Origin of the sequence: Lentzea tibetensis (assembly GCF_007845675.1) — a bacterium.
GTDB lineage: Bacteria > Actinomycetota > Actinomycetes > Mycobacteriales > Pseudonocardiaceae > Lentzea > Lentzea tibetensis.
The window spans coordinates 188,154-201,421 of record NZ_VOBR01000015.1 but is presented as its reverse complement, the minus strand read 5'-3'; the positions used below and the strand labels follow the sequence as shown (position 1 = coordinate 201,421).

At 70.8% G+C, this 13,268-nt stretch carries 19 protein-coding genes; 10 read left to right on the top strand and 9 right to left on the bottom strand.

The annotated features are described in order from the left end of the window. The first annotated feature begins 56 nt into the window (after positions 1-56). On the top strand, positions 57-1,127 hold the full coding sequence (locus tag FKR81_RS24110) for a hypothetical protein (RefSeq protein WP_146354621.1): 1,071 nt from the start codon (positions 57-59) through the stop codon (positions 1,125-1,127). A 57-nt stretch (positions 1,128-1,184) separates the two neighbouring features. Here the strand turns inward: FKR81_RS24110 and FKR81_RS24105 are convergent, their stop codons facing one another. Further along, positions 1,185-2,624: an amidase gene (locus FKR81_RS24105; RefSeq protein ID WP_146354620.1), complete on the bottom strand. Its 1,440-nt coding sequence runs from the start codon at positions 2,622-2,624 to the stop codon at positions 1,185-1,187. Between the two features lie 51 nt (positions 2,625-2,675). Here FKR81_RS24105 and FKR81_RS24100 point away from each other — a divergent pair, with 51 nt between their 5' ends. Beyond that, positions 2,676-3,176 (top strand): hypothetical protein, encoded by a 501-nt coding sequence (locus tag FKR81_RS24100; protein WP_222598383.1) that lies wholly within the window; start codon positions 2,676-2,678, stop codon positions 3,174-3,176. Here FKR81_RS24100 and FKR81_RS24095 read toward each other — a convergent pair. Then, a complete protein-coding gene (locus FKR81_RS24095; protein ID WP_146354618.1) occupies positions 3,163-3,669 on the bottom strand; it encodes a CGNR zinc finger domain-containing protein in 507 nt (168 codons plus the stop codon). The two genes, FKR81_RS24100 and FKR81_RS24095, sit on opposite strands and share 14 nt — an antisense overlap. 219 nt (positions 3,670-3,888) lie before the next feature. Here FKR81_RS24095 and FKR81_RS24085 point away from each other — a divergent pair, with 219 nt between their 5' ends. Beyond that, a complete protein-coding gene (locus tag FKR81_RS24085) occupies positions 3,889-4,509 on the top strand; it encodes a TetR/AcrR family transcriptional regulator (protein ID WP_146354616.1) in 621 nt (206 codons plus the stop codon). Here the strand turns inward: FKR81_RS24085 and FKR81_RS24080 are convergent. The 3 genes from FKR81_RS24080 to FKR81_RS24070 are packed head-to-tail and all read right to left on the bottom strand — an operon-like array spanning position 4,493 to position 6,291. Next, entirely contained in the window at positions 4,493-5,359 is an 867-nt protein-coding gene (locus tag FKR81_RS24080) for a sucrase ferredoxin (protein ID WP_146354615.1), read from the bottom strand. The genes FKR81_RS24085 and FKR81_RS24080 overlap by 17 nt on opposite strands. Beyond that, the gene (locus FKR81_RS24075) at positions 5,360-5,707 is read right to left on the bottom strand and encodes a hypothetical protein (RefSeq protein WP_146354614.1); all 348 of its coding nucleotides are present in this window, start codon (positions 5,705-5,707) and stop codon (positions 5,360-5,362) included. Beyond that, the gene (locus tag FKR81_RS24070; RefSeq protein ID WP_146354612.1) at positions 5,704-6,291 is read right to left on the bottom strand and encodes a PadR family transcriptional regulator; all 588 of its coding nucleotides are present in this window, start codon (positions 6,289-6,291) and stop codon (positions 5,704-5,706) included. The genes FKR81_RS24075 and FKR81_RS24070 overlap by 4 nt, the downstream gene beginning before the upstream one ends. A 41-nt stretch (positions 6,292-6,332) precedes the next feature. Between FKR81_RS24070 and FKR81_RS24065 the strand changes: the two genes are divergently transcribed. After that, positions 6,333-7,028, top strand: a complete 696-nt coding sequence (locus FKR81_RS24065) for an SDR family NAD(P)-dependent oxidoreductase (RefSeq protein ID WP_146354610.1) — start codon at positions 6,333-6,335, stop codon at positions 7,026-7,028. Here FKR81_RS24065 and map read toward each other — a convergent pair whose 3' ends face one another. Then, positions 7,029-7,793: a type I methionyl aminopeptidase gene (gene map, locus FKR81_RS24060; protein ID WP_146354608.1), complete on the bottom strand. Its 765-nt coding sequence runs from the start codon at positions 7,791-7,793 to the stop codon at positions 7,029-7,031. It abuts the gene before it with no gap. 19 nt (positions 7,794-7,812) lie between these two features. On the opposite strand from map, the gene FKR81_RS24055 reads away from it, so the two are divergent. After that, a complete protein-coding gene (locus tag FKR81_RS24055; RefSeq protein WP_146354606.1) occupies positions 7,813-8,433 on the top strand; it encodes a class I SAM-dependent methyltransferase in 621 nt (206 codons plus the stop codon). Between the two features lie 56 nt (positions 8,434-8,489). Then, the gene (locus FKR81_RS24050; RefSeq protein ID WP_146354604.1) at positions 8,490-9,026 is read left to right on the top strand and encodes a hypothetical protein; all 537 of its coding nucleotides are present in this window, start codon (positions 8,490-8,492) and stop codon (positions 9,024-9,026) included. On the opposite strand, the gene FKR81_RS24045 is transcribed toward FKR81_RS24050, so the two are convergent. Continuing rightward, positions 9,023-9,943 carry an isopenicillin N synthase family dioxygenase gene (locus FKR81_RS24045; RefSeq protein WP_146354602.1) on the bottom strand — a complete coding sequence of 307 codons (921 nt, stop codon included), beginning with the start codon at positions 9,941-9,943 and terminating at the stop codon, positions 9,023-9,025. The two genes, FKR81_RS24050 and FKR81_RS24045, sit on opposite strands and share 4 nt — an antisense overlap. Positions 9,944-10,053: 110 nt before the next feature. Between FKR81_RS24045 and FKR81_RS24040 the strand changes: the two genes are divergently transcribed. Genes FKR81_RS24040 through FKR81_RS24025 form a run of 4 tightly spaced genes read left to right on the top strand, consistent with a single transcriptional unit; the run spans position 10,054 to position 12,720 of the window. After that, entirely contained in the window at positions 10,054-10,479 is a 426-nt protein-coding gene (locus FKR81_RS24040) for a YbaB/EbfC family nucleoid-associated protein (protein WP_186763141.1), read from the top strand. Further along, positions 10,476-10,778 carry a hypothetical protein gene (locus FKR81_RS24035; RefSeq protein WP_146354598.1) on the top strand — a complete coding sequence of 101 codons (303 nt, stop codon included), beginning with the start codon at positions 10,476-10,478 and terminating at the stop codon, positions 10,776-10,778. The genes FKR81_RS24040 and FKR81_RS24035 overlap by 4 nt, the downstream gene beginning before the upstream one ends. Continuing rightward, a complete protein-coding gene (locus tag FKR81_RS24030; protein ID WP_146354596.1) occupies positions 10,775-12,103 on the top strand; it encodes a WXG100-like domain-containing protein in 1,329 nt (442 codons plus the stop codon). The genes FKR81_RS24035 and FKR81_RS24030 overlap by 4 nt, the downstream gene beginning before the upstream one ends. After that, entirely contained in the window at positions 12,103-12,720 is a 618-nt protein-coding gene (locus tag FKR81_RS24025) for a hypothetical protein (RefSeq protein ID WP_146354594.1), read from the top strand. Before FKR81_RS24030 ends, FKR81_RS24025 begins: the two co-directional genes overlap by 1 nt. On the opposite strand, the gene FKR81_RS24020 is transcribed toward FKR81_RS24025, so the two are convergent. Both FKR81_RS24020 and FKR81_RS24015 read right to left on the bottom strand, forming a co-directional pair. Next, entirely contained in the window at positions 12,697-13,107 is a 411-nt protein-coding gene (locus tag FKR81_RS24020) for an HIT family protein (protein WP_146354592.1), read from the bottom strand. The two genes, FKR81_RS24025 and FKR81_RS24020, sit on opposite strands and share 24 nt — an antisense overlap. Then, positions 13,107-13,268: a hypothetical protein gene (locus FKR81_RS24015; protein WP_328593155.1), complete on the bottom strand. Its 162-nt coding sequence runs from the start codon at positions 13,266-13,268 to the stop codon at positions 13,107-13,109. The genes FKR81_RS24020 and FKR81_RS24015 overlap by 1 nt, the downstream gene beginning before the upstream one ends.

The window sequence follows — 13,268 nt, the reverse complement described above, 5'->3', positions numbered from 1 at the left end:
GGAACGTGGCCCTTTTGGTTCATGGAAAAGCTCCAGCGGTGAGGTTGGATGTTCTGATGGTCCCACTGCCTGCCGTCGTGGCCAGCGCGCTGCTCCCGGACGACGAGGAGTCGTGGCAGTCGCGGTGGCAGGAACTGGTGGGCGTGTCCGTCGAGCTGCAGTCGCTGCTGGTCACCGACCCCGGTCTCGAGCTCGTGCTGCTGTCCGAGCAGATCGTGGAACAGCTCGCCGACGCCGTGCTGGCCTCGCGCGGCCACCGCGTCGAGCTGGCCGAGCTGGCGCACCGGGTGCTGGAGACGCACGCGCGTGCCTGCGCGGTCGCCCCGCCCGACCCCGTGCGACTCGCGGACTGGTTGCTGCGCCTGCAGATGGACCATCCCGAGGCGCCCGAGGTGAGCCTCGCGATGTACACGACGGCGCTCAACGACGACGGCCTCGCCTACTACCGGGACGTCGCGGTGGCCCGGTTCTCGCGGCTGCCGGTGATCGAGTTCGGGGAGACCGGGCGCTACGACCGCAACCGGTGGGCGTTGCTGCGGATCATGGAGGAGCTGGCCGAGTACACCGAGGACGTCGACCTGCAGTTGATGGTGCTGACGCGCGACCTGTCGTCGGGCTGGCACTTCCTGCAGGTGGCGACGGTGCTGCAGGACGCGGGCCGGTCGGCCGAGGCGCTGGAGTGGGTGGAGCGCGGGCTGCGGGCCACCGGCGGGCGCGGCGCCGCGGCCCGGTTGATCGACCTCGCGGTGGACGAGTACCTGCGGATGGACGCGCCGGAGCGGGCGACGGCGTTGTGCCGGGACGCTTTTCTCGACCACCCGAGCCTCGACGTCTACCTCAAGCTGCGAACGCTCGTGGTGCACACACCGGACTGGCCGCCGCTGCGGGCTTCACTGCTCCAGCACCTCGTGGGGGACGGGTCGCCTCTCGCGGTGGAGGTGTACCGGCGGATCATCGAGGTCGAGCTCGCCCGCCGCGGGTCGGCGGAGGGCGACGAGATGATCGGGTGGCTGGAGCGGTTGCGGGAGCTGCAGCCCGACGCGTTCGGCGACTACCTCGACCACATCAAGCTGCGGCACATCGCGGACCGGCAGCTGCTCGACGACCTGACCCGCAGGGGGCTGTAGGCGTCGTTTCCCGGCACCCGAGAACGACGGTTTCGGATAGTCCGCTTTCGCAGTATCCTAGTTCGTATGACCGAAGCCTGGGGGCACCCGATCGGCCCAGGGACGTGCGCGTTCCAGCTGCGCGGACACCTGCAGCAGGGTGCACTCGTCGTGCTGACGCCCCACGAGCTGCACCGCGAGCGGCAGCCCGGACGCGGAGAACCCGGCGGGCACGGCGGCCGCGGGGTTGCCGACGATGTTCCACAGCGGCAGGAACGTCGTGTAGCGGGACGCGGCCAGCAGCGCGGTGAACGTCGAGCGGCCGTCCCACTCGCCCACCCGGATCGGCGGGCGGGTCAGCGCCGGGGTCAGCAGCACGTCCACGTCGGTGAAGATCCGGTTCGCGTGCGCGGTGAGCGCGCGGTCGCCGGACAGCGCCTTGCGCACGAGCGCGCGGGGGAGCCGCCTGCCCAGCTCGCCGGCCTGGCGGGTGCGGGCCTCCACGTTGTCGGGCAGTTCGAGTGCCATGCGGGTGTCGTAGGCGTTGTTCAGGTACCTGGCCGAGAACAGGTTCGGCGCGGTGTAGTCGCGCATCGGCGGGTCGAGGCGCACCACGTCGTGGCCGAGGTCGCCGAGCAGCGTCGCGGTGTCGAGCACCGCCGTGCGGACCTCGGGGTCGATCGGGATGCCCGGACCCCACGGCCGCAGCGAGACGCCGATCCGCAGGGCACCCGGCTCGGTGGCCGCGGCTTCGACGAACGACGTGCGCGGCGGGTGCGCGACGTGGGCGTCGCCGGGGCGCGAGCCGCGGATCTGGTCGGCGACCAGCGCCCAGTCGGCCACGGTGCGGGCGAGCGGGCCCGCCACGACCATGCCCGTCCAGCCCTCGCGGTCCGGGTAGAGCGAGACGCGGCCGCGCTGCGGCTTGAGACCGAACAGGCCGCTCACCGCGGACGGGATGCGGATCGAACCAGCGCCGTCCGTGCCGATCGCCGCGGCCGCCAGACCCGCGGCGACGGCGCTCGCCGAACCACCGCTCGAGCCTCCCGACGAGTGCGTGAGCGACCACGGGTTGCGGGTCGGACCGGCCCAGGCGCTCTCGGTGTAGGGCCACAGGCCCAGCTCGGGCATGCGGGTGCGGCCGATGATCACCGCGCCGGCCTCCCGCAGGCGCTGCACGACGTGCGAGTCGTCCGGAGCGGGGGTGCGCACGGCGTTGGTGCCCTTGGTGGTGGGCAGGCCCTCGATCGCGAGGTCCTCCTTCACCGCGATCGGCACGCCCAGCAGCGGCGCGTCCTCGCCGCGGGCCCGCCGCTCGTCGGCCTCCGCGGCCTGCGCGGTGGCCTGCTCGGCGAACACCAGGCGGAACGCGTTGAGCTTCGGATCGAACCGGTCGATGCGACTCAGGTGCTCAGCGACGAGTTCACGTGACGACAGTTCGCCCGCGCGCATGAGCTCGGCCTGGCGCGCCGCGCCCGCGAAGCACACCCCGGTCAAGTCCGCTGGGGTCAGATCCATGAACCGCACCCTAAGCGCCGACAGGTGATCTACGGAATGGGAGTAACCCCGATGAGAGTCCTAGCGTTTCTCGCCGCCCTGCTGGTCGGCATGACCACACTGGTCGCGCCCGCGTCGGCCGCGCCGGTGAGCCGCTCGGAGCTGATCAACCGGGCGGCGAGCTGGCTCACCGCGAACAACGGCGGCCGGGTGCCCTACAGCCAGGAGACCAACTGGACCGACGGCTACCGCATGGACTGCTCCGGCTACGCGTCCATGGCCGCGAAGCTCAGCACGCCCGGCCCGAACACGGTGCAGCTCAACACCGACACCTACACGATGCGCATCGAGGTCAGCGCCATGCTGCCCGGCGACCTGATGATCGACTCCATCGGTGACGGCAACACCCGCCACGTCGTGATCTTCCACAAGTGGTCGAACCCCGGGAAGTCGGCGTACATGGCCTACGAGCAGCGCGGCGGCTACGGCACGAGCTACCGGGCGATGACCTACGGCCTGTTCGGCAGCGACGAGTACGTGCCGCGCAGGCTGAAGAACATCAGCGGCTGGTGACCGCGCGGACGCGGTGCTCGGCCACGTGCACCCGGTTCGCGCACCTGGCCGAGCAGAACCGCCTCCGCCCGTTGCGCGAGGTGTCCACGTAGACGACGCCGCACCCGTCCCGGTCGCAGTGCCCGATGCGGGACGGGTCCTCGCAGTAGAGGGTCGCGAGCCCGGCCGCCGTGTAGGCCTTGACCCGCTCGTCGGTCGGCGCGTCGATCTTCGCGAAGTGCAGGTGCGGGTCGCGCCCGTCGTGGGTGGAGATGTACGGCTCGGTCGTCGTCTCGGCGAGCAGGCCGTTGAGCAGGTCGACCGTCGGCGCGGTGAACGCCTCCCGCAGCCGCCGCGACCACCGCCGCAGCTCGGCCGCCTGCGCGTCGGTCAGCTCGCCGAGCGGCTTGTAGCCGGCGTCGCGCAGCAGCCCCAGCAGGTCCTCGGTGCCGTCGGCGTTCACGAGCCGCACGGCCAGTTCCGCCGCCGCCCCGCCGTAAGGGTTGAAGTGCATAGAACCATTACAGCAGGCTCGGAGGCATGTGTCCTTCCTGCGGCTGGCCCGATCCCGCGCTCGTCTCCTCGCACGGCTCCGTCTCGTACCTGCGGTGCGTGTGCGGGCAGTGGCTCGTCGTTGATCACGGCGAGGTCGTCGCGACGGCGGGGACCAGCGCGTTCACAAGATCCACCCCGGTGCACCACGGGTGTGGTGGTCCGATTACGATCATGGTTGATGACGAACCGTCGTGATCTCCTGTGCGACACCGCGATCCAGATCCTCGCCGTCGAGGGCGGCCGCGGTCTGACCCATCGCGCCATCGACCGCGAGGCGGGTGTGCCGCTGGGGACGGCGAAGAACTACTTCCGCACCCGTGAGTCGATCCTCGAGGCCGCCGCGCACCGGATGACCACGTTGCACAAGGACGCGGTCGAGCGGCTGCGCGAGACCACCCCCGCCGACATCAGTCCCACGGACGTCTCCGAGCTGTACCCGGCGTTGCTGCGCCGCGCGGTCGCGGACGACCCGACGCAGATGCTCGCGATGATGGAGTTGTACCTGGAGGCGGTGCGCCGGCCGGGTGTGCGGGAGGCGCTGAGCGGCATGGTCGTCGCGAACGCCGAGGCCGGTGCGGCGCTGCACCAGGCGGCCGGGCTGCCGAGCACCGTGCGCGACGCCGGCCTGCTCGACGCGTACTTCCTGGGTGTGGCGATCTCGCTGCTGGCGCTGCCGGTGGACACGCTGCGGACGGTCGGTCTGGACGACCCGTACGCGCTGGGCATCGGCCTGTTCGCGGCCGCCGCACCGGCGCAGGCGGTACCGGCTGCCGCGCCGGGGCTCAGCGCAGGCGGATGAGCTCGTCCACGGTCGTCGCCACGAGCGCGATCGCCGTGTCCGGTGACTTGCCGCAGGACGCGGGCCGGGCGGGCACCGGTTGTTCGCGCAGCGCGACCCGCCACTCCCGGCCGTCCGCGTGGTGCACGACCACTGTGCCGGGCGACTCGGCGCCGATCGTCAGCACATCGGCGGTCTCGCCGATCTCCGCGCGCACCGCGTTCTCCGCGACCTGCGCCTGCGGTGACCAGCACGAACGGCCCCGGCAGCGCTCGGCGACGATGCCGCCGGTGGTGACCCGCCTCGCCAGGTCGGTGTCGAGGCGGCCGTAGAGGTAGCCGGTCGGCAGCAGCACGCCGGTGGGTGCGAAGCGGTGCCCACCGGTGTGCGTGCACTCCCAGAGATTCAGTTCGGTTGCGATCGGCCTGCCGTAGAGCGCGCAGCACACGTCGCGCTTGCTGTTGGTGCACACCATCAGCAGCGGATCGGCCACCGGCGTCCCGAACGCCGTCGACCGGCCCGCGCCGAGTGCGGCGAAGTCGAGTTCCAGCAGCTCGTCCGGTGCGGTGAGCATCGCCTGCTCCAGCCACGACGCGCCGGGCGTGGTCGCGGCGAGGAACACGCGGCGCCGCGTCGGCACGCGGGTGTCGGCGTGCCGTCCGGGACGGCGGATCAGCAGCACCCGCACCGCGGACGCCGACGCGCGGCGGGAGAGCTCGGCGCCGAGCACGGGGTCGAGGTGGCTCTCGACGAGCGCGTCCCGCCCCCACGGGCCCGGTTGCTCCAGGCACAGCCAGGCGGTCGCGGACGCGGCCGTGCCCGCCAGCGGCTCGTCGAGCGCTGAGGAGAACACGGAGCACCGCTGTGTCACTCAACCAGAGTAATCAAGCTTGGCCTGGTAGTCGGCGACCCGGTCCCTCATGCTCCGTTCGAGAGTCGCGCGGTAGCCGATGAACAGCTTGTTGGCGAGGTAGGCCGCCCAGTTGCCCTGCGGCGCGATGTTGTAGACGCGGTGCACCAGGCGCGCGCCGTCGGGGTGTTCCTCGACGGAGTCCTCGCCCCGGTACCACCAGTTGCCCCAGTAGGAGATCGTGTTGGTCGCGCGGTCGGCGTCGGTGTGCACGCCGCTCGGCGGGCCGGACGCGAACATCAGCTCGGCGACCTTCTCGACCGGCGCGTTGACCACGCCGGTCACCTCGAACAGCAGTCTCTTCCTCATCTGTGCGCCTCCACCCAGAACTGGTGCCCGTCGACGGTGCCGTCGCGGGTCGCTTCGGTGAACGACGTGAGCCACGCGTGCTCGGCGCGCAGCATCGTCATCCGGTAGTCGAGCTCGATCCACGCGAGCCGGGGGAGTCCCCGCTCCTTGAGCTGGGCGGTGAGCGTGGTCAACGCGGTGATGTGCTCCTCGACCGCGGCCGCGCGCCGGGTGAGCAGCAGCTGCGCCTCGTCCGGAGGGAGCAGGCCGACCATCGAGATGCCCGCCTCGAACTGCGGGTACTCGCGGGCGGGTACCGCGATCAGCTCGCGCAGCCACGAGTCCAGCTCGGCGCGACCTTCCGGGGTGAGCGCGTACACCGAGCGTTCGGGCCGCTTGCCCTCGCGGCTGAACTCGACGTGCCTGATCAGCTCGGCTTTCGCGAGGCCGTCGACCACGGTGTAGAGCGAGCCGTAGTTGAGCTTGATGACGTTCTCCTGGTGCCGTTCCCGCATGGTCGCCGCCAGCTCGTAGGGATGCATCGGCCGTTCCCACAGCAGTGCCAGCACCGCGAGTGCCAGCGGGTTCGTCCTGCGATACTTCATATCCGCTCCCGTATATCCGGCCACGAGTATATGCTCGGATCATGACGACTGTCATCACCGGCGCAAGCAGGGGCATCGGCGCCGCCACGGCACGCAGGCTCGTCCGCGACGGGCACCGGGTCGTGATCGGCTACCACCGCGACGAGGCCGCGGCCCGAGCGCTGCACGAGGAGCTCGGCGTGCCCTTCGTGCAGGTCGACACCAGGTCCGAATCGGACGTCGAACGGCTCTTCGACACCGCCGGGGAGGTCACCGGCGTGGTCAACAACGCGGGCATCACCAGCCCCATGGGCCCGCTCGCCGAGATCAGCCCGGACGACATCCGCCGCGTCATCGACGTCAACGTCGTCGGCGCGCTGCTGGTCGCCCGGCACGCCGCGCGCGTCATGACGTCCGGCTCCATCGTCAACGTGTCATCCGGTGCGGCGACCACGGGCAGCCCGAACGAGTACGTGCACTACGCCGCGTCCAAGGCGGCCGTCGACACCCTCACCATCGGCCTGGCGAAAGAGCTCGCGCCGCGCGGCATCCGGGTCAACTGCGTGGCGCCCGGCCTCACCCGCACCGACATCCACATCGCATCGGGCATGCCCGATCGCGCCGACCGGGCCGCGTCACGCGTGCCGATGGGGCGCGCGGGCGAGCCGGAGGAGATCGCCGCCGCCATCGCGTGGCTGCTCAGCCCGGACGCCTCCTACACCACCGGCGCCATCCTCCGTGTCGGCGGCGGCCTGTAGTCAGGCGGTCAGGACGCGCGGGCCGTCCTCGGTGATCGCGACCGTGTGCTCGGTGTGCGCGGCGCGGCTGCCGTCGGTGGTGTGCAACGACCAGCCGTCCGCCGCCGCGTAGTGCGTGTCCACGCCACCGGCGATGAACATCGGCTCGATCGCGATCACCATGCCCGGCGCCAGCAGCAGGCCCTGGCCGGGCGTGCCCTCGTTCGCGACGCTCGGCGCCTCGTGCATCGCCCGCCCCACGCCGTGCCCGCCGAAACCGTGCAGGATCCCGTACCCGGCGCCCCGCCCGATCACACCGACCGCGTGCGACACGTCCCCGAGCCGCCCACCGGCCTGGCAGCGTTCGATCGCCGCGTCCAGCGCGCGCTCCGTCACCGCCACCAGCTCCAGGTCCTCCGGCGCGGCCGCACCGACGACGAAGCTGATCGCCGAGTCACCGTGCCAGCCGTCGACGTGCGCACCGCAGTCGATGCTGACCAGGTCACCGTCGGCGAGCAGGTAGCCGTCCGGGATGCCGTGCACGATCACGTCGTTGACCGACGAGCAGATCACCGCCGGGAACGGCGACGGCGCGAACCTCGGGTGGTAGTGCTGGAACGACGACCCGGCCCCCGCGGCGGCGATGACCGACGCGGCGACGTCGTCCAGCTCCAGCAGGGACACCCCGACAGCGGCGTGCGCGCGCACCGCGGCGAGTGCGGCGGAGACGACCTTCCCGGCCTCGCGCATCGCGTCGAGTTCGGCGGCGGATTTGAGCTCGATCACCGCGCCTTACTATCACGGGATGTCCGCTGAGTTCGTGTTGGCGCACACCACTCTCGCCCCGGTACCGCTCGTACCGGAGATCGTGCTGCACAGCGCGGCCGAAGCCATGGACCTCTGGGCGCTCACCGAACGCGAGCAACCACCGTTCTGGGCGTTCCCCTGGGCGGGAGGCCAGGCACTGGCCCGCTACGTGCTCGACCACCCGGCCGCGGTGGCGGGTAAGCGCGTGTTCGACCTGGCCTCCGGCTCCGGGCTCGTCGCCGTGGCCGCCGCGCTCGCCGGCGCCTCCCAGGTCACCGCCAACGACGTCGACCCGCTGTCACTGGCCGCCGTCGAGCTGAACGCCGCCGCCAACGACGTCGTCGTGGAACGGGTGCTGGGCGACGTGCTGGACGGCGACGCCGGGGGAGCGGACGTCGTGCTCGCCGGGGACGTCTTCTACGACCGCGAGATCACCGAACGCGTCCTGCCGTTCCTGCGCCGCGCCGCCGCCCGCGGCGCGGCCGTCCTGGTCGGCGACCCCGACCGCGCCCACCTGCCGCGCTCGAAGTTCGTCGCGCAGGCCCGCTACGCCGTGCCCGTCCCGCAGACGCTGGAATCGACCGACACCCGCGCCGCGACGGTGTGGTCACCGCTGTGACCCCGTTGTCCCGCACGTGATCCGCTGCCAGACTTCCACCGGACCTGGGGGAGATCATGAGGCGGTTCACGCGGTACCTGCTGGGAGCGTTGGCGTTGACCACGGCGGTGGTCGTGACCCGCGACGTCGCGGGCGGCGTCGCCGTCGCGGGCACACCACAACCGATGTCGCGGGAGACGATGCTGTCCGTCGCCGCCGAGTCCTGCGCCTTCCCGCCGGGCTACCGGCCGGGCGTCGCGCGGATGTTCGGCTCGACCGTCGTCCACGTCGGCACCACGGACGACCAGCTCTACCTGTGCGACGTGTACGACCACGGGCACGGCGTGGTGTCGGGCGAGGCCCCGCCGCCGGGTGACCAGTACTTCCGCGGTGGCACGGGCATCGGCCCGCACGACGACTTCGTGCAGGTGGGCAGGCTCAGCCCCGAGGTCGCCGCACTCGAAGCCGTCCTGCCCGACGGCCGGGTCGTGCCCGCCGAGATCGAGGGCGACACCTACCTCTACCGGGCAGGTCTGCCGTCCACCGCAGACCTGCTGAAGGTCCGGCTGCGCGCCTACGACGCCACCGGGAAGCTGCTGCGCGAAGGTGCCTAGCCCACCGTGATCGAGTCCAGCTTCTCCTTCAGGTACTCCGACGCCACCACCTCGGGATACCGCCCGTCCAGCGACGCGATCCGCGCGTCGTGGTCGCACTCGTAGAAGAAGATCAGCGACACCAGGTCCTCATCCGGCGCCGACGCGTCCGGCGGCAGCACCCGGTGCCGCGTCGACCGCCACCGGTCCGACACCCACCGCGCCATCAGATCCCCGATGTTGATCGTGAACGCGGCCGGGTCGAACGGCGCGTCCTCCCACTCGCCGTCCTTCGTGAACACCTGCAACCCGCCCACCCCGTACTGGCGGTCGAGCACCGTCACCGTCCCGAAGTCCGTGTGCGGCCCGATCCGGAACTGACCTGGCTCCGGCGTCCCCGTGTGCGTCATCGGCGGATACCGGTTGATGTTCATCGTGTACGTCGGCTTGCTCGTGTGCGCGGTGAAGAACGTCTCCGGCAGCCCGAGCGCCACCGCGAAGATCGTCAGCAGCTCGTCCGACAACGCCCGCATCCGCCCCAGGTACTCGGTCACGGTCTCCCGCAGGTCCGGCACCTCGTGCGGGAACACGTTCGGCTGGAACCAGAACGGATCCCCATCGCCCTCGGCCCCCACCGAGAACGACTCCTTCAGGTCAGGGGGAGTGGGCGTGCCCTCCGCGTACCCGTTGGCCTCCACACCGGGCGGCAACCAGCCCCGCCCGCCGACCGTCACCGCGTACGCCCGCTTCTCCTCAGGCGTGAGCGCGAAGAACCGCCGCGCCAACTCCCGCGTCCGCGCCCGCAACCCGTCCGGCACGCCATGCCCGGTGACCAGCAAGAACCCGGACTCGCGCAACGCGTCGTCCACCTGCTTCGCCACCTCGGCCCGCCCGGAGCCGTCGAACCAGGGCGTCAGATCAACCAGCGGTACCGCCATGACCCCATTGAACCCGGCAAATGATTCAATTCGCACCCGCACGGAACCGATCGACCACTCAGCGGGTCGAAAGGTGCGGCTCGACAGATCAACATTGGGGGGATCAACCGGTGGACCCGGAGCGCATGATCGCGGACTTGGAAGCCCGCTCACAGGACATCCTGCGCAGATCGCAGGAGATGCAGGACCAGATCCGCCAGACCGCGGCCACCGCGTCGTCCACCAACGGCGCCGTCACCGCCACCGTCGCCCCCAACGGCGCACTCCAGAACATCGAGTTCACCCCCCGCGCGGTCGGACTCACCCACGTCCAGCTCACCCAGGTCGTCATGGAAGCCGTCAGCCGAGCCCAGCAGCAGGCGGCCCAGCAGGTCGCCGCCATCGTCGACCCCGAGTTCGGCGGCACCGAGGCCATGGACTTCCTCACCAGCTTCCTGCCCCAGCCCGAGGACGAACCCCAGCCCCCGACGGGCCGCCGCCGCGCACCCCAGCAGCCCGGCGACGACGAGGACGGCTTCGGGTCGGTGCTCCGATGAGCGGCTTCCGCGTAGACCCCGCCGAACTCCACAACTTCGCCCGCACCCAGCTCGACCGCCAGACGGCCATCGAACAGGCCGCCCAGCAGGCGTCCGAGGTCAGCCTCGGCGGCGACACGTTCGGCCAGCTGCTCGCGTTCTTCGCCGACAGCGCGGAGCAGTTCGCCCAGGAGACGGTGGAAGGCATCAAGGAGCTCGCCAAGGCGGTCGGCACCGCCGCGGAGGACACCTTCGAGACGGCCATCACCTACGAACAGCAGGAAGAGGCAACGCGCCAAGGCTTCGGGGGAGACCGATGAGCTGGACCGGATTCGACGACGGCGGCTGGGCCAAGCCCGACAACTTCGCCGGCGCGGGCCCGGCCGAGTCCGTCGCCCAGCTCGCCGACTCCATCACCAGGGCGGGGGAGGGCGACTTCGCCGAGATCGGCCTCAACGCGCTCGCCACCGGCCTGGACGTACTGAGCCTCGTCATGGACCCGCTCGGCACCTTCGCCACCGCGGGCATCGGCTGGCTCATCGAACACGTCAGCTTCCTGCGCGAGCCGCTCGACTGGCTCGCCGGCAACGGCGACAAGATCAAAGCAGCCGTCGCGTCGTGGAACGCGACCGCGAAGACCCTCGCCGACGTCGCCACCGAACAGCGCACCGCCGTGGACAACCAGGTCCGCGGCTGGGAGAAGTCCGCCGCCGACGGGTTCCGCCAGAGCCAGGGCGCACTCGCCGGCGAGATCGACGCGATGAGCAAGACCTGCATCGCCGTCGCGGGCGACATCTCCACCGCGGGCACCATCACCGCCGCCATCCGCGGCATGATCCGCGACCTGATCTCCCTGTTCGTCTGGGAGGTCATCCGCAACGCCGCCATCGCGCTCGCCACCTCCTGGTGCTCCTTCGGCGCGTCGGTGGCCGCCTTCGCCGCTTGGACCGTCGGCCGCGGCGCCGTCGTCCTCGGCAAGATCACCCAGATGATCGCCAAGGTCATGCGCGCCGTCACCAAGATCCTCGGCCGCCTCAAGGGCCTGTTCAGCAAGGTCGGCGACATGCTCAAGGGCCTCGGCCGCTTCGGCAGGGCCGGACGTGGCGGCGCACCGAACGCACCCCACGCCCGCACCCCGGACAGCCCCGCCACCCCACCCCGCAACGCGGGGGACAGCACCTCGACCTCGGCCGCCAACACACCGGACGCACCCAGCACCCCACGCGCCGACAAGGTCGAGAACGCCGGACGACGCATGGAGGACTGGGGCAACACGCGACCCTCCTGGGCGGATGTCACCACCAAGGGCAAGGAGTTCCGCGAACAGTTCGGCAAGAACTACGGCGACGCGGGCAACACCTGGAAGCGCGTGTACTCCGACAAGGTCGACAACGCCGTCAACAAGGTCCCCGGCGCCGAACAGGCGAGAAAGGCCGTCGACGCGTACACCCCCTACTCGCCGCGCACCCGACCCGACGGCACCGTCAGCCCGCACTCCTCACCGAACGCCGTCGGCTTCCCGGTCAAGGCGGGCGCCGACTTCTCCCGTGAGTTCGCGAAGCAGGACGAGCTCGAGAACGAAATGCCCAAGACATGGTCCGAGACCGACAAGAAGGCCTTCGAGCAGTGGAAGGGCACCCTGTGATGCAGCAGCCCGGACCCGAGCAGCAGACCCAACTCACTCGCAAGCCGCTGTGGATCGCCATCGCGCTCATCGGTTTCCTCGGCGTCGCGGGCTTCGGAATCTTCTACTCGGTAGACGGCGGCTGGGGCGCTGTCGGATTGCCGCTCGCCATCGGGGGACTGGTGCTGCTCCCGATAGCCATCGTGATGATGCGCCCCAAGAGCGCGCTCTTCTGGGCGGCCTTCCTGCTCGGACTCGGTCTCCTGGGCGCGTCGCTCATCGGCGCGCCCTCGGCGTGGCACACGGTCTTCGGCACCCGAACCACCTGCGAGGTCACCGAGCACCACTACTCGTCCTCCCGCAGCGGCTCGCCCTCCTACCACCACACCCTGCGCTGCGCTGGCCGCACCCTCCAGTACACCGACCGCGCCCGCAACATCGGCGAGACGGGGGAGAAGGTCGACATGATCGTCGACCGCACAGGCGCGATCCAGCCGATCACACCCAGCACCCTCTCGACCGCGAAAGTCCTCGCGTTCGCCGGAACCGCCCTCTCGCAGCTCCTGATCCTCGTGCTCGCGCTGACCATGCCGCGGCTCAACAAGCACGCCCGCTCAGCCAGAAAAGTGACCACGTAGCCGCTCGCACAACGCATCGATCTCGGGCTCGGACACGACGGGCGCCTCGGTCCACGTCCAGTCCACCTCCTCGGGCGTACCGGGGTGGCGCACGAACACGTGCTGATGAAAATGCGCCACCCCACGCCCGGCGATGAGCGAGAACACGAACAACGGCGACAACTCCGCCCGCAACGCCCGCCCCGCCGTGTGCACAGCACGCGCGACGGCCACCACCTCATCGCCCGACAACCCGTCGAAGAACGGCACGTGCCGCACCGTCTCCACGAACAGGTAACCGGGAAACCCGCCAAGCCGGTGCGACACCACGACCAGGGAGTCCCGCCAGACCACCGGCCCGGCCAGCTCACCCGCACCGCGGTGCTTCGCGCAGATCAAGCACCCCATCAAGCCAGGCTACGGAAGAACTTCCGCAGATCACCCACCAGCAGATCCGGCGCGTCGTGCCCCGAGTAGTGCCCGCCCCGGTCGAACTCCGACCAGTGCACGATGTTCTTGTGATCCCGCGCGGCGAACGAAGCCGTCCCCGGCAACCCAAGCCCCGTCAT

Coding starts and splice junctions, on each gene's coding strand:
- FKR81_RS24100 (WP_222598383.1), top strand. CDS start 2,676: ATGAGAGTCCTAGCGTTTCTCGCCGCCCTGCTGGTCGGCATGACCACA.
- FKR81_RS24055 (WP_146354606.1), top strand. CDS start 7,813: ATGTCCGCTGAGTTCGTGTTGGCGCACACCACTCTCGCCCCGGTACCG.
- FKR81_RS24065 (WP_146354610.1), top strand. CDS start 6,333: ATGACGACTGTCATCACCGGCGCAAGCAGGGGCATCGGCGCCGCCACG.
- FKR81_RS24015 (WP_328593155.1), bottom strand. CDS start 13,268: ATGACGGGGCTTGGGTTGCCGGGGACGGCTTCGTTCGCCGCGCGGGAT.
- FKR81_RS24095 (WP_146354618.1), bottom strand. CDS start 3,669: ATGCACTTCAACCCTTACGGCGGGGCGGCGGCGGAACTGGCCGTGCGG.
- FKR81_RS24020 (WP_146354592.1), bottom strand. CDS start 13,107: ATGGGGTGCTTGATCTGCGCGAAGCACCGCGGTGCGGGTGAGCTGGCC.
- FKR81_RS24085 (WP_146354616.1), top strand. CDS start 3,889: ATGACGAACCGTCGTGATCTCCTGTGCGACACCGCGATCCAGATCCTC.
- FKR81_RS24105 (WP_146354620.1), bottom strand. CDS start 2,624: ATGGATCTGACCCCAGCGGACTTGACCGGGGTGTGCTTCGCGGGCGCG.
- FKR81_RS24025 (WP_146354594.1), top strand. CDS start 12,103: ATGCAGCAGCCCGGACCCGAGCAGCAGACCCAACTCACTCGCAAGCCG.
- FKR81_RS24045 (WP_146354602.1), bottom strand. CDS start 9,943: ATGGCGGTACCGCTGGTTGATCTGACGCCCTGGTTCGACGGCTCCGGG.
- FKR81_RS24030 (WP_146354596.1), top strand. CDS start 10,775: ATGAGCTGGACCGGATTCGACGACGGCGGCTGGGCCAAGCCCGACAAC.
- FKR81_RS24050 (WP_146354604.1), top strand. CDS start 8,490: ATGAGGCGGTTCACGCGGTACCTGCTGGGAGCGTTGGCGTTGACCACG.
- FKR81_RS24035 (WP_146354598.1), top strand. CDS start 10,476: ATGAGCGGCTTCCGCGTAGACCCCGCCGAACTCCACAACTTCGCCCGC.
- FKR81_RS24070 (WP_146354612.1), bottom strand. CDS start 6,291: ATGAAGTATCGCAGGACGAACCCGCTGGCACTCGCGGTGCTGGCACTG.
- FKR81_RS24110 (WP_146354621.1), top strand. CDS start 57: ATGGTCCCACTGCCTGCCGTCGTGGCCAGCGCGCTGCTCCCGGACGAC.
- FKR81_RS24075 (WP_146354614.1), bottom strand. CDS start 5,707: ATGAGGAAGAGACTGCTGTTCGAGGTGACCGGCGTGGTCAACGCGCCG.